The organism is Aestuariibius violaceus (genome assembly GCF_040779325.2).
GTDB classification, from domain to species: domain Bacteria; phylum Pseudomonadota; class Alphaproteobacteria; order Rhodobacterales; family Rhodobacteraceae; genus Aestuariibius; species Aestuariibius violaceus.
In genome coordinates this window covers 1,208,907-1,233,547 of the sequence record NZ_JBFONT020000001.1, presented here as the reverse complement: position 1 = coordinate 1,233,547, position 24,641 = coordinate 1,208,907, and the positions used below count along the sequence as shown (strand labels likewise).

At 65.4% G+C, this 24,641-nt stretch carries 25 protein-coding genes and 1 tRNA gene; 13 read left to right on the top strand and 13 right to left on the bottom strand.

The window, feature by feature from the left end; genetic code table 11:
• Positions 1 to 71 precede the first annotated feature (71 nt).
• Complete coding sequence (locus tag AADZ90_RS06200; RefSeq protein ID WP_367308609.1) at positions 72 to 1,721, bottom strand: electron transfer flavoprotein-ubiquinone oxidoreductase; 1,650 nt, start codon at positions 1,719 to 1,721, stop codon at positions 72 to 74.
• A gap of 234 nt (positions 1,722 to 1,955) precedes the next feature.
• Here AADZ90_RS06200 and greA point away from each other — a divergent pair, with 234 nt between their 5' ends.
• Together greA and AADZ90_RS06190 are read left to right on the top strand one after the other, a co-directional pair.
• Positions 1,956 to 2,426: a transcription elongation factor GreA gene (gene greA / locus AADZ90_RS06195; RefSeq protein ID WP_367308610.1), complete on the top strand. Its 471-nt coding sequence runs from the start codon at positions 1,956 to 1,958 to the stop codon at positions 2,424 to 2,426.
• Between the two features lie 31 nt (positions 2,427 to 2,457).
• Positions 2,458 to 3,465: a hypothetical protein gene (locus AADZ90_RS06190; protein WP_367308611.1), complete on the top strand. Its 1,008-nt coding sequence runs from the start codon at positions 2,458 to 2,460 to the stop codon at positions 3,463 to 3,465.
• A 169-nt stretch (positions 3,466 to 3,634) separates the two neighbouring features.
• Here AADZ90_RS06190 and AADZ90_RS06185 read toward each other — a convergent pair whose 3' ends face one another.
• Genes AADZ90_RS06185 through AADZ90_RS06165 form a run of 5 tightly spaced genes read right to left on the bottom strand, consistent with a single transcriptional unit; the run spans position 3,635 to position 8,262 of the window.
• Positions 3,635 to 4,174, bottom strand: coding sequence for a GNAT family N-acetyltransferase (locus AADZ90_RS06185; protein ID WP_367309553.1), 540 nt, complete (start codon positions 4,172 to 4,174; stop codon positions 3,635 to 3,637).
• A 41-nt stretch (positions 4,175 to 4,215) separates the two neighbouring features.
• A complete protein-coding gene (locus AADZ90_RS06180) occupies positions 4,216 to 6,306 on the bottom strand; it encodes a molybdopterin-binding protein (RefSeq protein WP_367309554.1) in 2,091 nt (696 codons plus the stop codon).
• Positions 6,307 to 6,323: 17 nt separating this feature from the next.
• Positions 6,324 to 6,815: a molybdopterin-guanine dinucleotide biosynthesis protein B gene (mobB, locus tag AADZ90_RS06175; RefSeq protein ID WP_367308612.1), complete on the bottom strand. Its 492-nt coding sequence runs from the start codon at positions 6,813 to 6,815 to the stop codon at positions 6,324 to 6,326.
• Entirely contained in the window at positions 6,812 to 7,387 is a 576-nt protein-coding gene (mobA, locus tag AADZ90_RS06170) for a molybdenum cofactor guanylyltransferase MobA (protein WP_367308613.1), read from the bottom strand. Before mobA ends, mobB begins: the two co-directional genes overlap by 4 nt.
• Entirely contained in the window at positions 7,384 to 8,262 is an 879-nt protein-coding gene (locus AADZ90_RS06165; RefSeq protein WP_367308614.1) for a formate dehydrogenase accessory sulfurtransferase FdhD, read from the bottom strand. The genes mobA and AADZ90_RS06165 overlap by 4 nt, the downstream gene beginning before the upstream one ends.
• Before the next feature lie 59 nt (positions 8,263 to 8,321).
• On the opposite strand from AADZ90_RS06165, the gene AADZ90_RS06160 reads away from it, so the two are divergent.
• A complete protein-coding gene (locus tag AADZ90_RS06160) occupies positions 8,322 to 9,017 on the top strand; it encodes an AzlC family ABC transporter permease (protein ID WP_367308615.1) in 696 nt (231 codons plus the stop codon).
• Positions 9,014 to 9,343 (top strand): AzlD domain-containing protein, encoded by a 330-nt coding sequence (locus AADZ90_RS06155; RefSeq protein ID WP_367308616.1) that lies wholly within the window; start codon positions 9,014 to 9,016, stop codon positions 9,341 to 9,343. Before AADZ90_RS06160 ends, AADZ90_RS06155 begins: the two co-directional genes overlap by 4 nt.
• 193 nt (positions 9,344 to 9,536) lie before the next feature.
• Here the strand turns inward: AADZ90_RS06155 and AADZ90_RS06150 are convergent, their stop codons facing one another.
• Genes AADZ90_RS06150 through AADZ90_RS06140 form a run of 3 tightly spaced genes read right to left on the bottom strand, consistent with a single transcriptional unit; the run spans position 9,537 to position 10,803 of the window.
• Positions 9,537 to 10,127, bottom strand: coding sequence for a hypothetical protein (locus tag AADZ90_RS06150; protein ID WP_367308617.1), 591 nt, complete (start codon positions 10,125 to 10,127; stop codon positions 9,537 to 9,539).
• A gap of 1 nt (position 10,128) precedes the next feature.
• Positions 10,129 to 10,266, bottom strand: coding sequence for an aa3-type cytochrome c oxidase subunit IV (locus AADZ90_RS06145; RefSeq protein WP_367308618.1), 138 nt, complete (start codon positions 10,264 to 10,266; stop codon positions 10,129 to 10,131).
• Positions 10,267 to 10,323: 57 nt separating this feature from the next.
• Positions 10,324 to 10,803, bottom strand: a complete 480-nt coding sequence (locus AADZ90_RS06140) for a DUF6173 family protein (RefSeq protein WP_367308619.1) — start codon at positions 10,801 to 10,803, stop codon at positions 10,324 to 10,326.
• A gap of 147 nt (positions 10,804 to 10,950) precedes the next feature.
• Here AADZ90_RS06140 and AADZ90_RS06135 point away from each other — a divergent pair, with 147 nt between their 5' ends.
• The gene (locus AADZ90_RS06135) at positions 10,951 to 12,120 is read left to right on the top strand and encodes an acetyl-CoA C-acyltransferase family protein (protein ID WP_367308620.1); all 1,170 of its coding nucleotides are present in this window, start codon (positions 10,951 to 10,953) and stop codon (positions 12,118 to 12,120) included.
• Between the two features lie 272 nt (positions 12,121 to 12,392).
• Here AADZ90_RS06135 and AADZ90_RS06130 read toward each other — a convergent pair whose 3' ends face one another.
• A complete protein-coding gene (locus tag AADZ90_RS06130; RefSeq protein ID WP_367308621.1) occupies positions 12,393 to 13,010 on the bottom strand; it encodes an SOUL family heme-binding protein in 618 nt (205 codons plus the stop codon).
• A gap of 223 nt (positions 13,011 to 13,233) precedes the next feature.
• Here AADZ90_RS06130 and leuC point away from each other — a divergent pair, with 223 nt between their 5' ends.
• The 8 genes from leuC to AADZ90_RS06090 all read left to right on the top strand — a co-directional run bounded on the left by leuC (position 13,234) and on the right by AADZ90_RS06090 (position 21,145).
• Positions 13,234 to 14,658, top strand: a complete 1,425-nt coding sequence (leuC, locus tag AADZ90_RS06125) for a 3-isopropylmalate dehydratase large subunit (protein WP_367308622.1) — start codon at positions 13,234 to 13,236, stop codon at positions 14,656 to 14,658.
• A gap of 62 nt (positions 14,659 to 14,720) precedes the next feature.
• Complete coding sequence (locus AADZ90_RS06120; protein WP_411996953.1) at positions 14,721 to 15,608, top strand: hypothetical protein; 888 nt, start codon at positions 14,721 to 14,723, stop codon at positions 15,606 to 15,608.
• A 251-nt stretch (positions 15,609 to 15,859) separates the two neighbouring features.
• On the top strand, positions 15,860 to 16,465 hold the full coding sequence (gene leuD, locus AADZ90_RS06115; protein WP_367308624.1) for a 3-isopropylmalate dehydratase small subunit: 606 nt from the start codon (positions 15,860 to 15,862) through the stop codon (positions 16,463 to 16,465).
• A gap of 403 nt (positions 16,466 to 16,868) precedes the next feature.
• Positions 16,869 to 17,720, top strand: a complete 852-nt coding sequence (locus AADZ90_RS06110) for a hypothetical protein (RefSeq protein ID WP_367308626.1) — start codon at positions 16,869 to 16,871, stop codon at positions 17,718 to 17,720.
• 110 nt (positions 17,721 to 17,830) lie between these two features.
• Positions 17,831 to 18,772 carry an endonuclease/exonuclease/phosphatase family protein gene (locus tag AADZ90_RS06105; RefSeq protein WP_367308627.1) on the top strand — a complete coding sequence of 314 codons (942 nt, stop codon included), beginning with the start codon at positions 17,831 to 17,833 and terminating at the stop codon, positions 18,770 to 18,772.
• A 55-nt stretch (positions 18,773 to 18,827) separates the two neighbouring features.
• Positions 18,828 to 19,934 (top strand): 3-isopropylmalate dehydrogenase, encoded by a 1,107-nt coding sequence (gene leuB, locus AADZ90_RS06100; RefSeq protein WP_367308628.1) that lies wholly within the window; start codon positions 18,828 to 18,830, stop codon positions 19,932 to 19,934.
• A gap of 121 nt (positions 19,935 to 20,055) precedes the next feature.
• Positions 20,056 to 21,054 (top strand): DMT family transporter, encoded by a 999-nt coding sequence (locus AADZ90_RS06095; protein ID WP_367308629.1) that lies wholly within the window; start codon positions 20,056 to 20,058, stop codon positions 21,052 to 21,054.
• 14 nt (positions 21,055 to 21,068) lie between these two features.
• Positions 21,069 to 21,145 (top strand) — tRNA-Pro (locus tag AADZ90_RS06090).
• A 448-nt stretch (positions 21,146 to 21,593) separates the two neighbouring features.
• Here the strand turns inward: AADZ90_RS06090 and AADZ90_RS06085 are convergent.
• The 3 genes from AADZ90_RS06085 to AADZ90_RS06075 are packed head-to-tail and all read right to left on the bottom strand — an operon-like array spanning position 21,594 to position 24,631.
• Positions 21,594 to 22,796 carry a glycosyltransferase gene (locus AADZ90_RS06085; protein WP_367308630.1) on the bottom strand — a complete coding sequence of 401 codons (1,203 nt, stop codon included), beginning with the start codon at positions 22,794 to 22,796 and terminating at the stop codon, positions 21,594 to 21,596.
• Positions 22,793 to 23,893, bottom strand: a complete 1,101-nt coding sequence (locus AADZ90_RS06080; RefSeq protein ID WP_367308631.1) for a glycosyltransferase — start codon at positions 23,891 to 23,893, stop codon at positions 22,793 to 22,795. Before AADZ90_RS06080 ends, AADZ90_RS06085 begins: the two co-directional genes overlap by 4 nt.
• A 15-nt stretch (positions 23,894 to 23,908) precedes the next feature.
• A complete protein-coding gene (locus tag AADZ90_RS06075; protein WP_367308632.1) occupies positions 23,909 to 24,631 on the bottom strand; it encodes a sulfotransferase family 2 domain-containing protein in 723 nt (240 codons plus the stop codon).
• Positions 24,632 to 24,641 lie beyond the last annotated feature (10 nt).

The following is a 24,641-nucleotide window of genomic DNA, read 5'->3' as shown; positions in this document are numbered from 1 at the left end:
TGTGAATTAAGGCTGCGCGGCAAAATCGCAACGTATCCGTGCAAGCGCCCGGAATCCGGGCACTTTCCGGATCACATGTTCGGGTAGTTCGGCCCGTCGCCCCCCTGCGGCACCGTCCAGACGATGTTCTGGCGGGGGTCCTTGATGTCGCAGGTCTTGCAGTGAACGCAGTTCTGGAAGTTGATCACGAACCGGTCCGACCCGTCATCATCCTTCACGAACTCGTAGACACCCGCCGGACAATAGCGCTGTGAGGGGCCGGCATAGGTCGGCAGGTTGATGTCCACCGGCACGCTCGCATCCTTCAGCGTCAGGTGCGCGGGCTGGTGTTCCTCGTGATTGGTGAACGAGAAGGACACATTGGTCAGCCGGTCGAAGCTGAGCTTGCCGTCGGGCTTGGGGTAGTCGATCGGCTTGTGATCCTTCGCCTCGCCCGTCGCCTCGGCATCGGTCTTGCCGTGCTTGAGCGTGCCGAGCGCCGAGAAGCCGAACGTGTTGGTCCACATATCCACGCCACCGCCGACAAGGCTCGCCATCAGGCCGTATTTCGACCAGAGCGGCTTGACGTTGCGCACCGGCTTCAGGTCCTTGCCGATCTCGCCCTGCCGCACCGCCTTGTCGTAGGCGCCACCCAGGTCGCCCGCGCGATCCTCTGCCAGCGCCTCCACCACGGCCTCGGCCGCAGCGATCCCCGAGAGCATCGCGTTATGGTTGCCCTTGATCCGCGGCACGTTGACCATGCCCGCGGCGCAACCGAGCAGCGCGCCGCCGGGAAATTCCAGCTTCGGCAGCGACTGCCAGCCGCCTTCCGAGATCGCGCGGGCGCCATAGGCCACGCGCTTGCCGCCTTCGAGCAGGTCCTTGACCATCGGGTGATGCTTGAACTGCTGGAACGCCAGATATGGGTTCATGTAGGGATTTTCGTAGCCCAGATGGACAACGAAACCGACATAGACCTGGTTGTTGTCGAGGTGGTAGATGAACGACCCGCCGCCCGCATGGCTGCCCAGCGGCCAGCCCATTGTGTGGGTCACGCTGCCCGGCTTGTGCTTGGCCGGGTCGATCTCCCACAGCTCTTTCATGCCGAGGCCGTATTTCTGGACGTCGCAATGGGCGTCGAGTTCGTATTTCGCGATCACCTGCTTCGACAGCGACCCCCGCACGCCTTCGCCGAGCAGGACGTATTTGCCGTGCAGCTCCATCCCCGGCTCGTAGCCGTCGCCGGCCGTGCCGTCGGGGTTCTTGCCGAATTCGCCCGCGATGACGCCCTTCACCTCGCCATTCTCGCCGTAGACCAGCTCGGAGCAGGACATGCCGGGAAAGATCTCGACCTCCAGCGCCTCGGCCTGTTCGGCCAGCCAGCGGCAGACATTGCCCATCGAGACGATGTAGTTGCCGTGGTTGTGCATCAGCGGCGGCATCGGCCAGGTCGGGATCTTCAACTTGCCCGCCTCGCCCAGCATGTAGAAATTGTCGTCCTCGACCGGCACCGTCACCGGGGCGCCCTTCTCTTTCCAGTCGGGGATCAGCTTGTTCAGGCCGATCGGATCGAGCACCGCGCCCGACAGGATATGCGCGCCCACTTCGGAGCCCTTTTCCAGCACCACAACGGACAGCTCGGGATTGATCTGCTTCAGCCGGATCGCCGAGGACAGGCCCGCCGGGCCTGCGCCCACGATCACCACGTCGTATTCCATCGATTCCCGTTCGATCTCGGCCATGTCCGTCCTCCTGCGTCGCCCTTGCGGCCCGGGCTGCGTTCAAAGTCGAGCAGAGCTATCCCGCGCCTGCCGCAAGGGTCAATCGGAACGGAACGTTAAAAACCGCCTCCGCGACCTTGCGACGCCGCCTTGCTTGCGCCATCACATGGCATTCGGGGGCCGCGCGGGCGCATTTGGCTTCAAATGGCGCGCCGCAAGCTCTTCACGGGAAACGGATGTGCGGAGGGACGGGCGATGGAGAAAATCCCGCTGACCAAGACCGGCTACGACACGGTCAATGCCGAGCTGAAGCGGCTGAAGAGCCAGGAGCGCCCGGCGATCATCCGCGCCATCGCCGAGGCGCGCGAGCATGGCGACCTGAGCGAAAACGCCGAATACCACTCCGCCAAGGAAAAGCAGGGCTTCATCGAAGGCCGCATCAAGGAGCTTGAGGCGGTGATCTCGCGCGCCGATGTGATCGACCCGTCGAAGCTGTCGGGCACGATCAAGTTCGGTGCAACGGTCAAGCTGGTCGACGAGGATACGGACGAGGAAAAGACCTATCAGATCGTGGGCGAGCAAGAAGCCGATATCGATGCGGGCAGACTGAACATAAAGTCGCCTCTTGCGCGGGCATTGATCGGCAAGGAAGAGGGCGACAGCGTCGAAGTGCGCACGCCAGGCGGAGAAAAAGCTTACGAGATCCTCGAAATCTCCTATCTCTAGCCAGATCGTACAGGGCGAACGGGGGGCGTTCGTGAGGACAAGCAAGGCGGATGCGGCGCTGGGGCGCGGCGGTCAGGCGCCGTCCCGCTTCGGCGGGGCGGAGTGGATGGCCGTGGGCCTGAGCGGGCTGTGGCTGGTCCTCGTCGTCATCCTGTTTCTGGTCGATCCCGGAAGCGCGCCGCGCCGGGCGGTTCCGGATCTGCTGCTTGTCCTGGTCGTGGTCCTGACGCCGATCGGACTGATCTGGGTCAGCGCCGTCGCCATCCGGTCAAGCCGGGTCGTTCAGGCGGAATCCGAGCGTTTGCAGGCGGCGATCGACGCCATGCGCAAGACCTATGTGGCCGAGCGTCAGGCGGGCGGCGGCATGATCCGCACCCGGCCCGACGCGGACGAGATGGTGCATCCTGCCGCCGCCGGGCGCGGGCTGAAGGCAGTGCCATCCTCGAATGTCGCCGTGATGCAGCCGAAGGCCGAGGCGCCTGCGCCCGAACCCGCGCCGGAGGTCGAGGCCGAGGCCGAGCCGGAAAGCCAGCCGTCCCTATCGCTCGGCCCGCAGGCGATCGCCCTGACGCTTGACCGGCCCGACCTGATCCGGGCCCTGAACTTCCCCGACACGCCGGAAGATCAGGATGGCTTCGCCGCCTTGCGCCGCGCCCTGACGGAGCGGTCGACCGCACAGCTGATCCAGGCCAGCCAGGATGTACTGACGCTGCTCAGCCAGGACGGAATCTATATGGACGACCTCGACCCCGATCCCGCCCGGCCGTCGCTCTGGCGGCGCTTCGCGCAGGGCGAACGGGGGCCTGAGATGGGCGCCGTCGGCGGCATCCGCGACCGGTCCGCCATCGCGCTGGCCGCGGGCCGGATGCGCGCCGACACGATCTTCCGCGACGCGGCGCATCATTTCCTGCGCAAGTTCGACCAGATGCTGATCGCCTTCGAGGAGGGCGCGACCGATCAGGAGATGCTGGCGATGGCCGGCACCCGCTCTGCCCGGGCCTTCATGCTGATCGGCCGCGCGGCGGGAACGTTTGATTGAGGTGCCACCCTGGGCAAGCGGCATCGTGGCGCCTCGCCGCCCCGGCCTTGTCACTCCAAAAACCTTGGTTGCGGCGCGCTAATCGCGGCCCGGACTCAAGCCGAAGGCGCCCGGGCCAGCGCCGGCCCGCCCCACGGGCTGGTGCTGGCCCGGCTTCCGTTTCACGATTTCAAACGACCTGCCGCACCATAGTTGTGGCGGACCTGAACCCGAAGACATGGCGCAGCGGTCCTGCATGGCTCGTGTTGATTGCCCGGAACCCCTCCCGCTCGTAAAGAGCCCGGGCGCGCGGGTTGTCGGTGATCACATCCAGCCGCACCTCCCGGTAGCCGCGGCTGCGCGCCTCGTCGTAGACCGCAGACAGCAGCGCCGTGCCCACGCCGCGACCGCGCGCCTCGGCCGAGACGAAAAGCCCGTCGAGCAGGAAGCGCTCGTTCTCGATATCGCGCTCCAGAAGCATCAGGAACGACACGCGCCACAGCGCCCCGATCAGACCGTAGACCTCGCGCAGATCGGCGATATCGCCGCCCACAAGCGCGCCCTGATAGGTCTTGAACCCCGCCGCCCCGACCAACCGGTCCCCCTCGTCCCGCGCGACAATGGCGTGATCGGGCCGCATCCCCAGGCGCAGATAGCGCAGCGCCTTCGCATCGGGGCCCAGGACGCGGCCGAGCTTTCCGCGGAACGCTTCCCAATAAAGCTCGGCCATCCGCCGCCGCTCCTCCGGCCGGAAGCCGATAGACGTCGTGATCACAGCCCGAAACTCCCGAACGGCAGGAAGCGGACCGGGTCACCCTCCGCGATCTCGCGCGCGCCGTCGCCGAGTTCGACCAGCCCGTCGGCCCAGGAAAGGCCCGAGATCCGCCCGGAGCCTTCGGACGGGAACACCTCGGCCCGTCCGTCCGTCAGCCGGGCCCGAAGATATTCCCGGCGGCCTTCCTTCTTGGATTTCGAGAAGTTGGCGGGAACCTCGAAACCCTGCGGCTCCGCCCACCCTGCCCCGGCGAGTTGGAACAGGGCGGGCCGCGCGAAGATCAGCGCGGTGACGAAGGCGGCAACCGGGTTGCCTGGCAGCCCGAAGACGGGCGCAGTGTCCCAGATCCCCAGTGCCAGAGGCCGCCCCGGTTTCACGGCGACGCGCCAGAGGTTCATGGTGCCGGTTCCGGTCAGCAGGGCCGAGACATGATCCTCGTCCCCCGCCGAGGCGCCGCCGCTGGCGATGAGAGCGTCGGCCTCGGTCGCACCGCGGTCGAAGGCTTTGCGAATTTGCGCGCGGTCGTCGGGCTGGGCGCCCAGATCGACGGGTACCATCCCCCAGCGGGCCAGGAGGGCCAGCAGCATCGGCCGGTTGGCATCGTGGATCTGCCCGGGGGCCAACGCCTCCCCAGTTGGGCGCAGCTCGTCCCCCGTCGACATCACGCCGACCCTGAGCCGCCGCCGCACGGGGATCTCCGCATGGCCCGTCGCAGCGAGCAGCGCGAGGTCCTGCGGGGCCAGCGCACGGCCTGCCTCGAAGAGGGCGCCGCCCTCGGCGACATCCTCGCCCGCGGGGCGGGTGTTGGCGCGCGGCTTGAGCGGCCCGTGGAAGGCGACCTGCCCGTTCCCGACCGCCGTATCCTCCTCCAGCACGACCGTATCGACGCCTTTCGGCAGTGGTGCGCCGGTCAGGATGCGGATGGCCGCGCCTGGGGGCACCGCGCCGTCATAGGGTGCGCCGGCCGCCGCGCGGCGTTGCAGGAGCGGCAGAACCTGCGGGCCCTCGCCCACCGGCGCGCCCGCGAACCCGTAGCCGTCCACCGCCGAATTCGCCGCGGGCGGGTGGCTTGCCTTCGCGACCAGCGGTTCGGCGAGGATACGCCCCGACGCCTCGGCCAGAGGGACGCTTTCGGTGCCAGCGACGGCGGTGAGGTTGTCTCGCAGATGCGCCAGCGCCTCGTCCACGGGCGTCCAGTGGGCGCCGCGGGGCATGGCAAAGCAATCGTCGCGCAGGGGCGGCGGGGTGAGGGGGGTGGTGTCCGTCAACTCGTCCTCATGGCCAATGCCGAAGATCCACCCCTCCTCCGCCGCGCCGGGATGGGCGCTGACGTCGAGCATCGTGGCAAGACGGTCGGGGGTGAGCCCCGCAATGGTCTGGGCGAGGTAGGCGACCTGCGCGGCATCCTTGATCTCATGCGCATCCGGCTGCGCGGCGACGGCCTTGGCAAGGAGCGACGGCCAGACCTCGACGATCGACAGCGGCCGGTCCAGCGCCTCGAACGGCCAGATTGCGACCTGGCCGTCGAAGGCGCGGCGCAGGCGGGCGAGCACCGGCAGGCCCATGAAAACCTGCCCCCCGACCGCCCCGGCCCCGCCCATCTGCCAGACCGGAAAGGCGCCGCCTGCGTGCTGTTCGGCTTGCCGCTTCTCGGGCACGCCGTGGCCAGACCGCGCCGTGCCCTTCATCGGCAGGTCGGGAATGTCCCGCTTGACCCCGTTGAACCAGAACGGCCCGGTGCCGGGGAAGAGCGTGTTGATCTGCCCCGCCAACTCGAAGCGGTTGTTGGCCTCCGGGGCGTCCTCGATCCGCGCCTCGAACCAGTCCCAGAGCGCGAGCGGATCGGACGAGCCCGTGACCTTTTCCGCGACCCCCGCCGGAAAGCCGAAAGCGAAGTCGAACCCGGCGACGACCCGGCGCCCGGCGGCCAGTTCGTCGGTGAAGAGGTCGCGCAGATACGCCTCGGCCACCTGACGGTTGCGGAAATACTCGGGCAACGCGGCGCCGCCATCCCGGCAGACGGCGATCCAGATCGCGTCCTTTTTCGGTGTCGCGCCCCGGTCGTTCCCGCCCGACCAGTCGACCATGACCACCGTGTCGACCTTCACAGGTCGACCTCACTGGCGATGAAATCCGCGATCCCTCCCGTATCGTTCAGATCGAAGACCTGCCGGTCGAGGTCGAGCGCCACGTCGCTTGCCACCGCGCGGATCGTCGGATCGTCGGGCGCGAGAAGGGGCTGTTTCGTGGCGGCCCTGTGCGCCTCGACCTTCGGGTGCGGGCCGCGCTTGAAGCCTTCGACCAGCACCAGATCGACCGGGTCGAGCCGCGTGAGCAGGTCGTCCAGGCCGGGTTCCTCCGCCCCGCGCAGTTCGCTCATCAGCGCCCAGCGGTTGGCGGACGACAGCAATACCTGCGTCGCTCCAGCCACGCGGTGCCGGTGGCTGTCCTTCCCCGGATGATCCACGTCGAACCGGTGGTGGGCGTGCTTGACGGTCGAGACGGTCAGGCCGCGCGCGGTGAACTCCGTCACCAGCCGTTCCATCAGGCCCGTCTTGCCGGAATTCTTGTAGCCCGCGACGCCGAAGACCTTCACGCCAGCCCCTCCGCCCGGGCCAGATCCTCCGGCGTGTTGACGTTGAAGAAAGCATCGTCGTCGGGGAACTCGGCCACCTTGCCGCCATGGGCATCGGTCCAGAGGACGATCTTGCGCGTGCCCTCTAGCAATGCCGCCCGCAGGTCGTCGCGCAGGGCGACGGGCCAGAGGCCGAAGGTCGGGTGACGGCCCGATGGGCTGGCGGCCAGCACGAGCGGGGCGTCCTTTGCCATCAGTTGCGCGACCAGATCGCCCGGGAAGAATGGCGTGTCGGCGGCGACCGTCACGATCTGTTCCGCCCCGCGCTTTGCCGCCCAATCCAGCCCGGCCAGAACACCGGCGAGAGGCCCCGGGCGGTCGGGCAGGCTGTCGGGCAGGACCGGCAGATCGTACTCCGCGAACCGCTGTGGATCGCCGTTCGCGTTGAGCGCGATTTCGTCCACCTGCGGGGTGAGCCGATCGATGACGTGGGACAGGATCGGGCGCCCGCCGATCTCGCGCAAGCATTTATCGCCACCGCCCATCCGGGTTGCCGCCCCGCCTGCCAGGATCACGCCGAGGGGCCGGGTCATCGCGCGCCCTTCCGGCGATGCTTTGGATCTTCCTCCTGCCCCGAGGGCGCCGTATCACGGATCAGCCGGTCCTCACCCGAGAGGCAGACCAGCCGCTCCCCCCTGAGCCGCCCGATCAGCGTCAGCCCGACCTGTTGCGCGATCTCGACCCCCCAGGCGGTGAAACCGGACCGCGAGGCGAGGATCGGGATCCCCATCAGCGCGGTCTTGATCACCATCTCGGAGGTCAGGCGGCCCGTCGTGTAGAGCAGCTTGTCCGCCCCGGTCACGCCTTCCGACAGCATCCAGCCCGCGATCTTGTCGACGGCGTTGTGGCGCCCGACATCCTCCATATAGACCAGCGGCTGGTCATCCTGGCACAGCACGGTGCCGTGGATCGCCCCGGCTTCCAGATACAGCGACGGCATCCGGTTGATCCGGTGCGACAGCGCGTAGAGATCCGACAGCTTCAAAGTCGCGGCGGGCAGGACCAGATCCTCCAGCCCCTCCATCATGTCGCCGAAGACGGTGCCGACGGCGCAGCCGCTGGTTCGGGTCTTCTTCTTCAGCTTCTCCTCATGGCGCGTCGGGCGGTCGGTGCGGACGACGACCGTCTCAAGCTCTTCGTCGTAATCGACGCCGGTGATCGCCTCGCCCTCGGCCAGCATCCGCTGATTTTTGAGGAAGCCCAAAGCGAGGTATTCCGGGTAATCGCCGATCGTCATCGCCGTCACGATCTCGGCCCCGTTGAGGAAGATCGTCAGCGGCCGTTCTTCGACCACAGAGATATCGAGCGGGGCGCCGCTGGCGTCGGTTCCGCTGATGCGGCGGGTCAGGCGGGGGGCATCCGGATCGGGGGCGATCAGAACGCCGGTCAGGTCTTCGGTCTTTGCCAATTGCGGTCCTGCGAGGTGGCCGATATGCGGGTCGTCGGACGACAACCTAGAGGCTTCGCGTGAGCGCCACCACACCGAAATCGGCCTACTGGCTTGGCGTCAGGGACGGGGCACCGTTCGTGCTGGCCGTGGCGCCCTTCGCGATGCTCTTCGGCGTGGTCGCAACCGAGGCCGGGCTGGACCTGCTCCAGACGCTGTCCTTCAGCATCGTCGTCATTGCCGGGGCCGCGCAATTCACCGCGTTGCAGCTGATGGTCGAGCAGGCGCCGGTCATCATCGTGCTGGCCACCGCGCTGGCGGTGAACCTGCGGATGGCGATGTATTCCGCGGCGCTTGTCCCCTATCTGGGGGAGGCCCCGCTGCGCACCCGGGCATTCGCGGCCTATTTCCTGGTCGATCAGAGCTATGCCAGTTCCATCGCCCGGTTCGAGCAGAACCCGGGCTGGGGCCTGTCCCAGCGCACGGCCTACTTCTTCGGAGCGATCACCCTCGTCTGCCCGATGTGGTACGTGATGACGGTGGTGGGGGCGCTTCTGGGCAATGCGATCCCGGGCGGGCTGGCGCTGGATTTCGCGCTGCCGATCACGTTCCTGGCCCTGATCGCGCCGATGCTGCGGACGCGGGCCCATGCGGCGGCGGCGGTCGTTTCGGTTGCGCTGGCGCTGACCTTCGCCTTCCTGCCCTACAATCTGGGCCTTCTGATCGCGGCGCTGGCCGGGATGATGACCGGCGCGGCTTTGGAGCGGCGGGCATGACGCTCGACCCTGCCCTCGTCTGGTTCGTGATCTTTGCGCTGGGGGCCGGGACGTTCCTGATCCGGTTTTCCTTCCTCGGGCTGATCGGCAACCGCAAGCTGCCCGACTGGGTGCTGCGCCACCTGCGCTACACGGCCGTCGCCGTGCTGCCGGGCCTTGTCGCGCCGCTTGTCCTCTGGCCGCCCGCGACGGGCGGATCGCCCGATCCGGCGCGGCTTGCGGCGGCAGGGGTGACGGTGGTCGTGGGGATTTTCACGAAGAACCTGCTCGCCGCGATCGTCGCCGGGTTCGGGACGCTCTACCTGCTCTTGGCGCTGCTCCACTAGAGACAAGGGCAGCGCCCGACCCGACGGGCAGGCCCAGAGCTGATCGCACCGCTCTCACAAAGCACCACAGATGCGCCACTTACACCGTTGCAAAAGCGCCCGCCCCGTGGGGGGCGGGTCGGGCGCTGCCCGGCGTATCCGCCGGGCGGAACTTCTGATCGACGCACTGGAAAAACGGAAACGTGGACAGGCCCTACCGCGCCGACTCGATCCCGCCGGGCAGGTCCGCCTCGTAGAGCCGCGAATTCACCCCCGGCATCTCTGCGAACGCCCTATGCAGGCGCATCGGGAAATAGGTCTGCGGCATCCCCTCGAAGCCCGGCAATTGCCGCAGGATCGTGGAAATCGACTGCGTGCAATGGGCCTTCGGCACCGCGCCATGGTTCGCGGCGACCTGCAATGCCATCTCGGCGATCTCCGGCGGCACGACGACCGTCTGCGAGATCACCTCGAGGTCTTCGCGGGTGTAGAAATCGATATAGATGTCGAGCATGCCCGGCGTCATGCCATAGATGACGTCGTTCCGCTCGGCGAAGGTCTCGTGAAAGAAGTTGCCCGCCGGATCGAACACCGCCCGCTGCGAGGCGTTGATCAGCAGCCCGGAATGCGCCCCCGACCCGTCGCGCGTGCCCCGCGCGGTGATCAGCGTCAGCGTCGTCGGCCCCGGATGCTCATAGCGCGCCTTCGCCACCACCTCGTCCGAGGCCCAGCGCGGCTCGGCCGCGCCGCAGGCGACAAGCAGAACCGGCGCGCAAAGCGCCGCGAAGGTCGCCAGCCGGATCATGCTACGATGCGAAGAGCGCCAGAAAGACCAGAACGGCCAGAATGACGATGACCGTGCGCACCGTGAAGGTGACGAACCCGTCATAGGTCTTTTCCTGGGCGGTGATATCCATCTCGCCGTGCTTGTAGTCGTCAGCCACGTCGTGGTCTCCTCATCGATCTGTCGCGGGGGTGTCTAGACGATTCCGGCGTGCCTGTCACGTCACCGGAATGTCATCATTTTCAAGGACTTGCTCGACCTCGATCTCTTCGGCCAGCCGGAACCCGATACGGATTGGCTCCGGCCGGTCGACATGTTTGGGCGCCGCGCGCAGAAGAACGTTCAACTGGCTCACATGCTGGATCATCTGGGTTTTCAGCCCCATCGTGTCGGTGCCGTAGAACGTCACGATATCGGGGTCGAAATACCCCATCCCCTCGATCCTGAGCGTGCCCGCATCCCCGCCCGTAAACCCCAGCGCGACCTCCTGATCGCCATCGAGCGATTCCTCGAACTTCTTCACGTAGAGGATCAGCCGCTCATAGGCCCAGCGCGCCGGGCTCTTGTTGCCGACCGGTTTTTTCAGCGGCTCTGGCAGGTCCGGCCCGTGATCGTCGCTTTCCGTATGCACCTCGCGGCAGCGCGGAATGGCCTCCGCCTCGAGCATTTCGGCCGATGTCTGGATTTGATCGGTCATGGGATCTCCGCTTGTCTGTCGCGCGCAGTCTAAGCAAGGCGGGCGGCAAAGCGCGAGGCCGAATTCCGGACCCAGCGTCACATCCCCTGGCCGTTGCAGTCTTGCACCCCGGAGGGTCAAATGAAGCGCAAGCGAGGAGGGCGAAACATGACCGATATCTTCATTCTGAGCGGTGCGCGGACAGCGATCGGCACCTTTGGCGGCGGGCTGAAGGATGTGCCACCGGCACAGCTTGGCACGGTGGCGGCGAAGGCCGCGCTCGACCGTGCCGGTGTGGCACCCGAAGAGGTCGGCCAGGTCGCCTACGGCCACGTGATCAACACCGAACCGCGCGACATGTATCTCAGCCGGATCGCCGCGATGGACGCCGGCATACCCGAAACGGTTCCGTCGATGAACGTCAACCGTCTCTGCGGGTCCGGCCTGCAGGCCGTCATCTCCATGGTTCAGGCGCTCGAGATGGGCGATGCGGGCATCGCCGTCGCGGGCGGGGCCGAAAGCATGAGCCGCTCGCCCTACATCACCCCCTCTGCCCGGTGGGGCCAGAAGATGGGCGACGCGAAGGCGCAGGACATGATGCTGGGTGCTTTGAACTGTCCCTTCGGCACCGGCCATATGGGCGTGACGGCCGAGAACGTGGCCCGCGAACACCAGATCACACGCGAGGATCAGGATGCCTTCGCCTTGGAGAGCCAGACCCGCGCAGGCCGCGCCATTGCCGACGGCCACTTTGCGGATCAGATCGCCCCGGTCGAAATCGACAGCCGCAAGGGCCCAGTGGTGTTCGACACCGACGAGCACCCCAAGGCCACCTCGGCCGAGGCTTTGGCCGGGTTGCGGCCCGTCTTCCAGAAGGACGGCACGGTCACGGCGGGCAATGCGTCGGGCATCAATGACGGGGCCGCGGCGGTGGTTCTGGCGCGAGAGGATGCGCTGAACGGCCACACACCGAAGGCTCGCGTGATCGGCTACGCCCATGCGGGTGTCCGGCCGGATGTAATGGGCATCGGCCCGATCCCCGCCGTGCAGAAGCTGATGGAGCGGACGGGCCTGAAGGCCGCCGATTTCGACGTCATCGAATCGAACGAGGCCTTCGCGTCGCAAGCTCTCGCCGTCAGCCGGGCGCTCGACTTCGACCCCGAGAAGGTGAACCCGAACGGCGGCGCTATCGCGCTCGGCCATCCGGTCGGCGCCACCGGCGCGATCATCACGGTCAAAGCGCTCTACGAGCTCGAGCGCATCGGCGGCTCCAAGGCCCTCATGACGATGTGTATCGGCGGCGGCCAGGGCATAGCGGTCGCGATCGAGAGGGTCTGAGCCGCGCCAGCGTCAACAGCGTTCGGTTTTCCGCACCTCGCTGCCCACAGGTCCCGCCCGGCGGCAACACCCGGGTGAGTGCCGAGACAGAAACCGTCCAGTGGACGGTTTCCGGCACGAACGGGCAAAGCCCCGCCCGACCTCCCGCCCGGAGGGCGATTTTGCAACGTCTCGATTAGACTTCGCATAGGAAGGCTGGCTGGCTAGTTCGCCGCCCGGCCGTCGCAACGCCCTCCAGGTCGGGCGATGCCCTCACCGCGGAGCTCCGACGATCACCGCACCGGAAACGCCACCTCGTTCCTCCGCCGCGAGGGCAGCGTGAAGGGATCGTCGTAGTAATAATGCGCAACCGGCCCCGTGGCCTCCAGCCCCTGCCCTGCCATCCACTGCAGCAAGGCTGCCTCTTCCTCGGCCAACCGCCGCTCCGTCGCGCGGCCCGAGAAACGCCGCACCGCCTGACGGCTCGCCGGTTCCTGCCGCAGGACCACCGCCGCACTCTCGGGCTGTGGCAGCGTCTCAAGCGAATACCGCGCGGGCATCATGAAGGTCACCGTCCACCGCGCCCCGTCCCCGGTCTGGGCCACCGGGGCCGTCATCTCGATCTTCTCCGACTGGGCCACCGGCGCCGTCATCGCGATCTTGTCCGCCGCCTGATTGCCGCCGAAGATATAGCGCGCCAGCACCCGGAACCCCTGGGTCAGCGCCGCCCGGCGCTCGCCCTCGACCGTCACCTCGGCCAGGATATGCGGCGCATAGTCCCGTACCTCGACCGCGCCGTCCCGCGCCACGACCTGGTAAGGCGGCAGTTCCAGCCCATTATAGCCCTGCGCCGCCGCACCCTGGCTCAGCCCCAGCACCGCCGCCGCGCCCAACACAACCTGTCTCAGCATCGCACACCTCCATAAAAGTCAACGCAGCAAGGCCGCGAATGGATCACTCGCGCTTGCAGCCGGGCCCGCCAGCGCGTATCGTCCCGCCCCATGACCAGCCTCTTCGACATCGGCGACCGCGTCCGCCTTACCGAACGCTTTCACGGCCCCTTCCGGACCGTCGCCCGCGGCTGAGCGTCCCCGCTCGCCCGACCCCGTGACATTCTGAAAGGAGGAGGACCGCATGTCCCCCCAAACGCTCTATGACAAGATCTGGGACGCCCATGTCGCCCACGAAGCCGAAGACGGCACCTGCCTGCTCTATATCGACCGCCATCTCGTCCACGAGGTGACCAGCCCCCAGGCCTTCGAAGGCCTGCGCATGGCGGGCCGCCCCGTTCGCGCGCCGGACAAGACCATCGCCGTCCCTGACCACAACGTGCCCACCACGGCGGGCCGTGAGGATCCGGCGAACATGACCGAGGACAGCGCGATCCAGGTCGCGGCCCTCGACAAGAACGCGCGTGATTTCGGCATCCACTACTACCCGGTCACCGACATCCGCCAGGGCATCGTCCACATCGTCGGCCCCGAACAGGGCTGGACCCTGCCCGGCATGACCGTCGTCTGCGGCGACAGCCACACCGCGACCCATGGTGCGTTCGGGGCACTCGCCCACGGCATCGGCACCAGCGAGGTCGAGCACGTGCTGGCGACCCAGACGCTGATCCAGAAGAAGTCCAAGAACATGAAGGTCGAGATCACCGGCCAGCTTCAGCCCGGCGTCACGGCCAAGGACATCACGCTCTCCGTCATCGGCGCCACGGGCACTGCAGGCGGCACCGGCTACGTCATCGAGTATTGCGGCGAGGCGATCCGCGCGCTGTCGATGGAAGGCCGTATGACGGTCTGCAACATGGCGATCGAAGGCGGGGCGCGGGCTGGCCTCATCGCGCCGGACGAAACCACCTTCGAGTATGTCAAAGGCCGCCCCCACGCGCCGAAAGGCGCCCAGTGGGAAGCCGCGCTCGCCTGGTGGAAGACGCTCAAATCCGATGACGACGCCCATTGGGACAAGGTCGTCACCATCCGTGGCGAGGATATCGCCCCGGTCGTCACCTGGGGCACCTCGCCCGAAGACGTCCTGCCGATCACCGGCGCCGTCCCCGCGCCCGAGGAGTTCGAAGGCGGCAAGGTCGAGGCCGCACGCCGCTCGCTCGACTATATGGGCCTCCAGCCCGGCACGCCTCTGAACGAGGTCGAGATCGACACCGTCTTCATCGGCTCCTGCACCAACGGCCGCATCGAAGATCTGCGCGCCGCCGCCGCCATCCTGAAAGGCCACAAGATCAAGGACGGCCTGCGCGCGATGGTTGTCCCGGGCTCCGGTCTCGTCCGTGCCCAGGCCGAGGAAGAGGGGCTGGCCGATATCTTCAAGGAGGCGGGCTTCGAATGGCGCCTCGCCGGCTGTTCCATGTGCCTCGCGATGAACCCCGACCAGCTCGCCCCCGGCGAACGCTGCGCCGCGACCTCGAACCGCAACTTCGAAGGGCGTCAGGGCAAAGGCGGTCGCACCCACCTGATGTCGCCAGCAATGGCCGCCGCCGCTGCAATTACTGGGCGATTGACGGACGTGCGGGCTTTCGAGAGGCGTATGTCTCAGGTATAAGTCTGCCAGCGGAGAACCGCTTATTTTATTCAACCTGAGACATATGAAAGTGGCAAAGTTTCATGTTCAAGATGAGGGGACTGTTCGGCGAAAAGGCCGACGAAACTAAGGATTCCATGTCAGAACAAGACCGCGAAGATCTGAAAAGGATCAAATCGCACGTCTTGGCACGACTTGAGGAAGTGCCGGTAGGGACTGATCCGTTTTATCACATGTGGGTTGATCGCCTGTTTCCGGACGATTTCTACGAAGAACTGCTCAACCATATGCTCGAGCATAAGGATGAGAAGAAGATGCAGCCACGGCTGCAGGATAATCCGGAATTCGCCAACCGACGCTTCAATCTGGTTGGAAACGATCACCCGACGGTGAGGAAATTCCATGCGGTCTGGTCTGACCCTGAAGTTATGCTGGCCTGTTTCCGCAACTTCTACTCCGGTGGGGCGGAGGAGTTATCGCAATCGGCCAGAATTCATAATGAATTCGAGTATGTTTATTGCCAGCCCGGACGGTTTCAAAATATCCACGTCGACATCCCGGCAAAAGTCCTCTCGTTCGTTTTCTATCTTCCCAGCTTTGAAGTCAGCGAAGACGATGAGAAGAAGAACGCTACAATTCTCTACGATAAGAACCTCGACCCCTGCTATGCCGCGCGTTTCAGACGCAACTCCGTCTGTATCTTCGCGCCGCATTTCTATTCCTACCACGGGTTCTCGTCGACGATCGAAAGGGATGCGCTTGTGATGTTCCTGGTGGAGCCTCAGGAGATTGATCGTTGGAAGCGCCTGCGGGACCATGAGACCGCGCCGTTCGAAGGGATCCTTCAGGCGATCGACGAAAAGCTCGAACGGTTCACATTGGCGGAGTATGGCGACGATCCGGATCGGCGAAAGGCCGAACGCGAGGCATCCAGGATCAATGCCCCGAAAGGGCGCGTGCTTGTCGACTGAGCTGGATATGAAGCGGTTAGTTTCGGCGTCCTACGATGCGGTAAAACGTATTCGCGTCGGCGAATGGATAACTTTGCACATCCGCACAGAGTCGCCCCATGCGGCGGCTCTCCTGACGGAAATGCAGATATCTGGCGCGCGACGCTCGGTTCCCTCCGACGTACTGCCGACAAGGTGCCGACCGGATGCAGCGTGTTAACGCCCGCCCAACACAGATGAAGATTAACCCTCCTCCCGAAAGGAGAGACCAGATGGACAAGTTCACCACCCTCACCGGCATCGCCGCCCCGCTGCCTTTGATCAACGTCGATACCGACATGATCATCCCCAAGCAGTTCCTGAAGACGATCAAGCGCTCGGGCCTCGGCGTGAACCTCTTCGATGAGATGCGCTACAACGACGACGGCTCCGAGAACGAGAATTTCGTGCTCAACAAGGACGCCTATCGCGAGGCCGAGATCCTGGTCGGCGGCGACAATTTCGGCTGCGGCTCCTCCCGCGAACACGCCCCCTGGGCGATCAAGGATTTCGGCATCCGCTGCGTCATCGCGCCCAGCTTCGCCGACATCTTCTATAACAACTGCTTCAAGAACGGCATCCTGCCCATCGCGCTCCCGCAGGCGCAGGTGGACCTCCTGATGAAGGATGCCGAGAAGGGGGCGAATGCCCGCATGACGATCGATCTCGAGGCGCAGACTGTGACCACCTCCGATGGCGAGGTCGTCTCGTTCGAGGTGGATCCCTTCAAGAAACACTGCCTGCTGAACGGCCTCGATGAGATCGGCCTGACGCTGGAAAAGGCAGCGTCGATCGACGCGTTCGAGGCGCAGGCAGGGCAGTCCCGCCCCTGGGTCTGACCTCGAAAGTTATCCACAAGAGGCTACCGATTCGCCCCGGCGGATCGGTATTTTTGTTTGAATCGGGGAAACATTGGTCACCCAGGAGTTGTGATCTTACGTCAATTTGTAAACAACGGTGCATCAACATCTGGTAGCTCAGGCCGCCCCGGATACTAGGATTGTTGCCTGCCACGAGATGGTCTGCTCTCTGGCCATGAATGGTTGCAATACCGCACCACTCCTGCCGCAAAATCGTCCTACTTTTTTACGCAGGTGAATGCGAAAGTCTGCAATGTATTCACTTGGGGTTGGAATTTGTCTGCCAAGATGCTGCTGCCGCAGCTCGACACATTCCAGGGACAGATAACTGGCGAGGGGCTGGCCCACGGCCCTATCGCCTGGCACGAGGCGAGGTATTGACGTGATCACGAGGCTGGCAGGTGCGGTCTTGCGTGCAGTGCTCGTCGTGGCACTCGTGCTCGCGCCGTCGCTTCTGCTTGACGGCACGTCGGCAGATGCCGCGCAGATCGCCGCCCTCGTCGCCCTCTTCGCCGCCGTCATGACGCTCGTCGAATACGGCTCTGACGCACCCAGCTTCGTCGAATTCCGCGACGCGCCACCCTATAACCGCATCCGCTTCATCGCGATCCTCGCGACGGCGATGTTGCTGATCGCCGTGCTGCAGACTCCCAGCGACGGGGCTGTCGTCCATCGTTTCGTGTCCATCCTTGGTCGAACGATCGCGGATGCGGCCGATTTCCCCTATTCGCCAGTCCGCCTTGTGGTCGTCGCGATGCCGTCCGACCTGTCACCGGCGCTCATCAGCCAGGTCCGAACGGCCGCAGGGCTCAGCTACGTGATCTCGATCCTGTCGCTGCTGATCTTCGTGGCGCTGATGCTCGCCCATCGCTGGCCCAGCCGAAAGCGGGCCTTCAACGTCTGGGTCAACCTGCCGATGTTCGACCCGTCGACGGGCGACGACGTGGTGATCCGGCTCTACCGGGACGCGCGCTTTAACCTTATCGCAGGATTTTTGCTGCCATTCATTCTTCCGGCACTGGTGAAGCTTTTTACCGTCGTCTCCAACGAAGATCTGACAGGCTACCTATCGCACACCCAGACCCTCATATGGCTGACCGTCGCCTGGGCCTTCCTGCCTGCCAGCCTGCTGATGCGGGGGATCGCGCTGGCCAAGGTCGCGATGATTATCGAGGGCAAGCGCCGCAAGACCTACGAACGGGCAGAGCGCGACGGATACTTGGCCTCTTCTTAACGTTCCTTACTCTCGCCGCGCCGCTTTCGGCAGACCCACCCCCCAAATCCACCGGCACCCTCCGCATCGCCCAATTCACCGCCCCCCTCTCCCGCAACGGCCCGGGGCTGTTGCTGCGCGATCTGCTGAAAGGCGAGGATGCTGAGATCGCCGCGGCGGTGGCCCAGATCGCACAGACCGCGCCCGACATTCTGGTCCTCGCCAATATCGATTGGGACAGGGGCGCGGCCGCGCTCGCCGCGCTGTCCAATGTGCTGCGCGACGCGGGCCACGCGATGCCGCACAGCTTCACCGCCCGCCCCAACCGCGGCGTGCCTAGCGGGATGGACCTGAACGGCAACGGCCGCCTCGGCGATCCCGAAGACGCCTATGGCTACGGCCGCTTCACCGGCGAGGGCGGGATGGCCGTGCTTTCGACCCAGCCCATCGCGACGGAGAACGTCCGAGACTTCACCGACCTCCTCTGGACCGATCTTCCCGGCGCGGCCGCGATCGCGCAACCGGGCGAGCGGCTGTCCACCACCGTCCACTGGGTCGTTCCTTTAGAAACCGTGAACGGACCGCTCGATCTCCTCGTCTTCCACGCCACGGCCCCTGTCTTTGATGGGCCGGAGGACCACAACGGCTGGCGGAACGCTGATGAGATCCGCTTTTGGTCCGCCTATCTCGACGGCGCGTTCGGCCCGCCCAGTGGCCATCCGGTCGTCCTCGCAGGCGTCGCCAACCTCGACCCGGTCGATGGCGAAGGGCGGCCACAAGCAATCAAGGACCTGCTCGCCCGGCCCGACGTTCAGGACCCGCGCCCGGCCAGTGAAGGCGGCGTCGCCACAGCCGACCCCGACCACCAGGGCGACCCAGCGCTCGACACCGTCGACTGGCCCGACGGCGCTCCCGGCAACTTGCGCGTCGCCTACATCCTGCCCGACGCCCGGCTCACCATTCGCAACGCTGGCGTCTTCTGGCCAGCCGACCCCGATCCTGCCCTCTTCGGGGAAGACGGAAACGCCGCCGGGCCGCACCGGATCGTCTGGGTCGACATCACCCTGCCTTGACCCGCCCTCGACCCCCGGCTACCCCTCGCCCGCCAGCGAAAAAGGAGCCGTAACGATGCCGAACCCGTCCCTACTGATCCTGCCGGGAGACGGCATCGGCCCCGAGGTGATGGCCGAGGTCCGCCGCATCATCGACTGGTTTGGCGCCAACCGCGACCTTGCTTTCGACGTCAGCGAAGGCCTCGTCGGCGGCGCCTCCTATGACGCCCATGGCACACCGCTCACGGACGAGACGATGGCCGAGGCGCAAGAGGCTGACGCCGTCCTCCTCGGCGCGGTTGGCGGGCCGCAATACGACGACCTCGACTTCCCGGTGAAACCGGAACGCGGCCTTCTCCGCCTGCGGAAAGAGATGGACCTCTACGCCAATCTCCGCCCTGCCCAGTGCTTCGACGCGCTCGCCGATTTCTCCTCGCTCAAGCGCGATGTCGTGGCCGGCCTCGACCTGATGATCGTGCGCGAGCTGACATCCGGCATCTATTTCGGCGAACCGCGCGGCATCATGGACGACAACGAAGGCGGCCGCGTCGGCATCAACACCCAGCGCTACACGACCGAAGAGATCCGCCGCGTCGCCCGATCGGCGTTCGAACTGGCCCGTCGCCGGGGCAACAAGGTCTGTTCGATGGAAAAGGCCAATGTCATGGAATCCGGCATCCTCTGGCGGGAAGAGGTGCAGTGGGTCCATGACAACGAATATCCCGATGTCGACCTCAGCCATATGTACGCCGATGCAGGCGCCATGCAGATCGTCCGCTGGCCCAAGCAGTTCGACGTCATCGTGACCGACAACCTCTTCGGCGATCTCCTGTCCGATGCCGCCGCGATGCTCACCGGATCGCTGGGCATGCTGCCGTCGGCCTCCCTCGGCGCGCCGATGGCGAACGGCCGCCCCAAGGCGCTTTACGAGCCCGTCCACGGCTCGGCCCCCGATATCGCGGGCCAGGGCAAGGCGAATCCGATCGCCTGCATCCTCAGCTTCGCCATGGCGCTGCGCTATTCCTTCGACAAGGGCGACGAGGCCGACCGGCTTGAGAAGGCGGTCGAGCAGGTGCTGGCCGACGGTGTCCGCACCGGCGACCTGATCGGCGAAGACGGCACCAAGCCCGTCAGCACCTCCGGCATGGGCGACGCGATCCTGGCCGCGCTCGACAAGGGCTAATTCTCAGGCATCGAAGCGGCCGACCGACCCGCATCGCGGCGATCCGTCGATCCGGCAGCGTCAGCGGCTTGCATCCCGCGCCGGTTGCGGTAGCGGTTGACGCAACGAAAGGGATCTGCCGATGACCCAGAACGCCCGCGGCGCGCTCCTCGCGCTGGCCGCCTTCGGTCTCTTTGCGAGCCACGACGTCGTCGTGAAGGTGCTGGGCGGGATCTACTCGCCGATCCAGATCGTCTTTTTCAGCGTTCTGCTCAGCTTCCCGCTCGCCACGCTGATGCTGATGCGCGACTCGAAGCCGGGAACGCTCCTGCCGAAGCACCCCTGGTGGATGGCCGCCCGCACCGCGGCGGCCGTCATCACCGCGCTCACCGCGTTCTACGCGTTCTCGGTCCTGCCGCTCGCGCAGGTCTACACGATCCTCTTCGCCTCGCCGCTGTTCATCACGATCCTCTCTATCCCGATCCTCGGCGAAACGGTGCGCTTCCGCCGCTGGGCGGCCGTCATCGTCGGACTGGTCGGCGTCCTGGTCGTCCTCAATCCGGCGACGACATCGCTCCAGATCGGCCACGCCGCCGCGCTCACCGCCGCCCTCTGCGGCTCCTTCGCCTCGGTCGTCGTCCGCAAGATCGGGCGGGAGGAGCGGATGGCCGTCATCATGCTCTACCCGATGATGACGAACTTCTTCGTCCTCGGCGCGGCGCTGGCCTTCGTCTACGAACCGATGCCGATCGAACATCTGGGCCTTCTCGCCGTGATCGCCGTGCTGGCCTGGTTCGCGACACGTCTGATCCTCACCGCCTACAAGACGGCAGAGGCGGTGATCGTCGCCCCGATGCAGTATTCGCAGATCCTCTGGGCCACACTCTATGGCCTGCTCTTCTTCGAAGAGATCCCGGAGACGAATACGCTGATCGGCGCGGGCATCATCATCGCAAGCGGCCTTTACATCGTCCTGCGCGAAAGCCGCTCCGGCGCGTCCGAAACGCAACCCGTCCTCCGCACCCGCTCCCGGCCCGAGACAGGCACCACCCTGCGCGTCGGCCCGATCCTTCACGCAATGGCCCGACGGACCGAGGCGGAGCCCAAGAACAGCCTTGCAAAAGAAAGCGACGCGCAGTAGGCCCCGCGCACGGTCGGAGTGTAGCTCAGCCTGGTAGAGCACTGTCTTCGGGAGGCAGGGGTCGGAGGTTCGAATCCTCTCACTCCGACCAATTAAATCAATAGCTTATACCAATGGACGTACAATCAATAAGTCCTCGGTTCGTGTCTGATCGATGGCACCAAGCAGCCTCATCACCCCCGAATATAGGGGCACCTAAGCTATTCATTTCTCGGTTTTTTCCTTCACCTCTGGCTTGATCCCACGATGTGGTCCGACGATAGCGCTCGGGCTTGCGGGTTAGCGAGGCGCGGCGATCGCGGCGAGGATGTCGTCGCGACGCTCGAACGCGTTGGGTCGCACGTCGATACAGGAACAACCTCTCTCCTGAAACGACGACAATCCAGGGAGCGGGGTAAGTGAACCTGACTATTTCGCCAACCAAGCGCTCTTCGTTTGGGGTCCCCTTTTCGCACCCGCCATCGTCCTCGGACCAGTAGCGGACAGAGCTTCATGCTCGCGGTACGCGCGCAGCCATCAGAGGTAAGTGGCCCTACCAGTCAGGAGATCTGTGCCTTTCGACCGATCTTTGCAGGGGTCTGCCGCTGCTTTTGTGCGACAAGGGCCTCGAAGCGGGCCAGAAGCTCGGCATTCTGCCTTTCCTCGTTGAACTCTTTCTCCACCTTCGCGCGGGCGGCCCGAACAATCGCCGTGAGGTCCACATCGCTCCGCGCCAGTCGCGAAATGTTGCTGGCCAGACCGTCGACTGACCCTTCTTCCGACAACAGCCCGCTTTCGTCATGGCGCACCAGTTCGGGGATACCGGAATGACGGGTCGTGCAAACCGGCGTGCCGAGAGCCATCGCCTCCATCAGCGTGACGGGAATCCCCTCCTGATCGCCGTCGGGGGCCGTGATGCTCGGCAGTAGGAAGGCATCGGCATCGGCAATGTGTTTCAGCGTGTCCGAATGTGACAGCGGCCCGAGGAAACGCACGCGCGCGCCCAGACCGGCGGCTGCGACCTGCGCCCGAAGATCGGCGTCGAGTGGCCCGCCGCCGCCGATATCGAAGCGCCAGTCAAGGTCGGGATCTGTCTCGGTCAAACGCGCGAGCGCATCTATCGCGACGGAGAGACCCTTTTTCTCGACCAGGCGACAGACCGTCACCATGCGAAACTGCCGCCCTGGCGGTCGCGGCGCAAAGGCATACCGGCTGACGGGTATGCCCAGGTGATGCGTATCGACCCGATCGGCAGGCGCGCCTGCGTCGATGAGCATCCGCGCGAAGGGACGATTGACCGTTAGAAGCGCATCCCCGTCTTCAAAAAGGGGACGGTACTTTGCCAGACCGCTGCGCCGTGCCTCGACCACGACGTCACGTCCGTGGAAAATCGTGACGAGAGGCCTTCGCTTGTCCCAGCCTCTTTGTGCCCGGGCAACTGCCGCGCCCCGGTAGCCGAAATGTGCGACGACGACATCCGCGTCGATCTGGCGCCGCCAGGACCACGCAGCCTGCGCTTCGGTAATCCGGTCACCAAGCCGGTCGGGCAGAAGCGCCGCCGCGCGCAGAGGCGGTGGTGGCCAGCGCACCATGCGCACCGCCTCCAGTGCCCGTACATCGGCATCAGACAATCCTGCGTCGGCTTCGCTCTCCCGGCAGGCGACCGTGACCTCATGCCCGTTCCGCAATGCATAAAGCACCTGCGAGGTGACGAAGGTCTGCGACCGCGAGGGAAAGGTCGAGGCGCAGAAGCACATCTTCATGAGGCCTCCGCGGTTGCAGTTGGGGCTTCCGCCGTCTCGGTTGCCTTGCGCAAAACCGACATGAATGTTTCGTACTGCTCGGCAAAATCGAGCTCGGGGCGCTTGGCATAGTCCAAGGCCCTCTTCGACACCTCGTCATAGGCATCGGCGTCGAACCAAAGCCGCCGCAACTCCGATGACCATTCGGAAACTGGGGCATCATGCGGCAGCACCACGCCGCCCGGCCCGATCGCCTGCGGCAGCCCGCCCCGATCCGATCCGATTACAGGGATGCCGCTGCAATGGGCCTCAGAGGCGACCCGCCCCCATGCCTCTTCCCATTGGCTTGGCGCAAGCAGGACCCGCGTGCGGCCATACACCTTCGACATGTCCGATGTGCGCCGCATGAAGGTGACGTTCTCGAGGGCGTCGATCTCTGCCTTGATCTGCTCGAACAGGCCATCCCAAAGGGTCCAGGCCTCGACAAACAGAAAGGGAATGTCTGAATTGGCACGTGCCAGATCGCGCGCGATCTCATAGCCCTTCTTGGGGTGAATGTTGATAAGCGTGGCGAATTCGCGCGTGGTGTCGCAGCGATACTTCTCGAAATGAATCGTGGGTGTGATCACCGTGCAGTCTATCCCGTATTCGCGCGCGTAGCTTCGCGCGGTGAACTCGGAATTGGCGATGAAATGAGCACCGGGAATGGCGCTGACGTCGCCGTCGTTCTCGGCAAACTCGACATTGCGCAGGTAAAGCACCACAGGCACCCCCAACTCCGCGAAGCCAAGCCCGAGAGCGGCGGATCTGCGGGTCTGTACGACCACGACATTGGGCCGGAACCGGTCGACTGCGGCGCGAATGCGGGCGGCATCGATCGGCTCCCAGGTGCGCATGACCTCGTACCCCTGGCTACGGTCAATGCTGAACGGCCGACCGGTGAGCTTGCGTTGCACTTTCATGCGGAAGCCGAAAACCCCCCGGCCGGAGAAACCGCAATACACCGCACAATCATGCCCCCGGGAAAGGCTTTCGCGGATCAGGTGATCGGTGCTGTTCTGCGTACCGCCGCTGGCCTCGGGCAACCATCCGTTGCCGCCGGCGAAGAGGATGCGCATGGCTTTTAACTCCGTTCAGTTCAGGGCTTCGGCGGTCTCTGCGCAGTGCGTTGTCCACCACGCGGATGCGGTTTCATGCAGCCGCTGATCGGCGGCGTAGAGTGCGATGATCCGTTCCACCGTATCGGGGCCGATATGGTCGCGCTGCGTCCTTGCTCCACGCGTGCGATTGGTGTGGGCCAGGTCACCGGGGCGAAGGCCTGCAACCTTGATCAGGCCCTGTTCCATCGACGCGAACGGGATCGGATGATCGAGCACCAGGCGGTCGCCGTCGCAGACGTAATCCGATTGCGGGCGAAAGTGAAAATATCGCATGACCTGCTCTCGAAAACGCCGATCTCGCACCAACCGGTCGACGAAGCGGTCGATCGGCAATCCCGCAATCATGTGGGCCCCGAATGCGCGGTCCGTCGCATTTCGGCCCCCACCTGAAAGATAGTCGTAGGCCGACAGGAAACGGTCGACCGGATCCCTCAGGATCGCGAGCTTCGGGCATTTGGCCCAGGCTTCGGGGCAGCTTTCGCGGATCTCCGCCCAGGTGCGGTGTCGCACGCGATAGCCGAACAACGCGTCCTCAACTGAGGTGCCGGCATTCTTCGGAATGTGAATGAGTATGAGGCCCCGCTTGAGGTAAACGCGGTCGAGCGCCGGATCGTAGAGCGGGGTGGCCGAAGCGATCATCCGACCAGGTGCAAGCCGCCAGCCAAGCCTTTGGGCAAGAGGGGTCGGTCCGTTCATCGGTGCCTCC

Excerpts from the sequence above, each read along its gene's own strand:
- AADZ90_RS06200 (WP_367308609.1), bottom strand. The coding sequence starts at position 1,721 with ATGGCCGAGATCGAACGGGAATCGATGGAATACGACGTGGTGATCGTG.
- greA (WP_367308610.1), top strand. The coding sequence starts at position 1,956 with ATGGAGAAAATCCCGCTGACCAAGACCGGCTACGACACGGTCAATGCC.
- AADZ90_RS06185 (WP_367309553.1), bottom strand. The coding sequence starts at position 4,174 with ATGGCCGAGCTTTATTGGGAAGCGTTCCGCGGAAAGCTCGGCCGCGTC.
- AADZ90_RS06180 (WP_367309554.1), bottom strand. The coding sequence starts at position 6,306 with ATGGTCGACTGGTCGGGCGGGAACGACCGGGGCGCGACACCGAAAAAG.
- mobA (WP_367308613.1), bottom strand. The coding sequence starts at position 7,387 with ATGACCCGGCCCCTCGGCGTGATCCTGGCAGGCGGGGCGGCAACCCGG.
- AADZ90_RS06155 (WP_367308616.1), top strand. The coding sequence starts at position 9,014 with ATGACGCTCGACCCTGCCCTCGTCTGGTTCGTGATCTTTGCGCTGGGG.
- AADZ90_RS06150 (WP_367308617.1), bottom strand. The coding sequence starts at position 10,127 with ATGATCCGGCTGGCGACCTTCGCGGCGCTTTGCGCGCCGGTTCTGCTT.
- AADZ90_RS06140 (WP_367308619.1), bottom strand. The coding sequence starts at position 10,803 with ATGACCGATCAAATCCAGACATCGGCCGAAATGCTCGAGGCGGAGGCC.
- AADZ90_RS06135 (WP_367308620.1), top strand. The coding sequence starts at position 10,951 with ATGACCGATATCTTCATTCTGAGCGGTGCGCGGACAGCGATCGGCACC.
- AADZ90_RS06130 (WP_367308621.1), bottom strand. The coding sequence starts at position 13,010 with ATGCTGAGACAGGTTGTGTTGGGCGCGGCGGCGGTGCTGGGGCTGAGC.
- leuC (WP_367308622.1), top strand. The coding sequence starts at position 13,234 with ATGTCCCCCCAAACGCTCTATGACAAGATCTGGGACGCCCATGTCGCC.
- AADZ90_RS06120 (WP_411996953.1), top strand. The coding sequence starts at position 14,721 with ATGTTCAAGATGAGGGGACTGTTCGGCGAAAAGGCCGACGAAACTAAG.
- leuD (WP_367308624.1), top strand. The coding sequence starts at position 15,860 with ATGGACAAGTTCACCACCCTCACCGGCATCGCCGCCCCGCTGCCTTTG.
- leuB (WP_367308628.1), top strand. The coding sequence starts at position 18,828 with ATGCCGAACCCGTCCCTACTGATCCTGCCGGGAGACGGCATCGGCCCC.
- AADZ90_RS06095 (WP_367308629.1), top strand. The coding sequence starts at position 20,056 with ATGACCCAGAACGCCCGCGGCGCGCTCCTCGCGCTGGCCGCCTTCGGT.
- AADZ90_RS06085 (WP_367308630.1), bottom strand. The coding sequence starts at position 22,796 with ATGAAGATGTGCTTCTGCGCCTCGACCTTTCCCTCGCGGTCGCAGACC.
- AADZ90_RS06080 (WP_367308631.1), bottom strand. The coding sequence starts at position 23,893 with ATGCGCATCCTCTTCGCCGGCGGCAACGGATGGTTGCCCGAGGCCAGC.
- AADZ90_RS06075 (WP_367308632.1), bottom strand. The coding sequence starts at position 24,631 with ATGAACGGACCGACCCCTCTTGCCCAAAGGCTTGGCTGGCGGCTTGCA.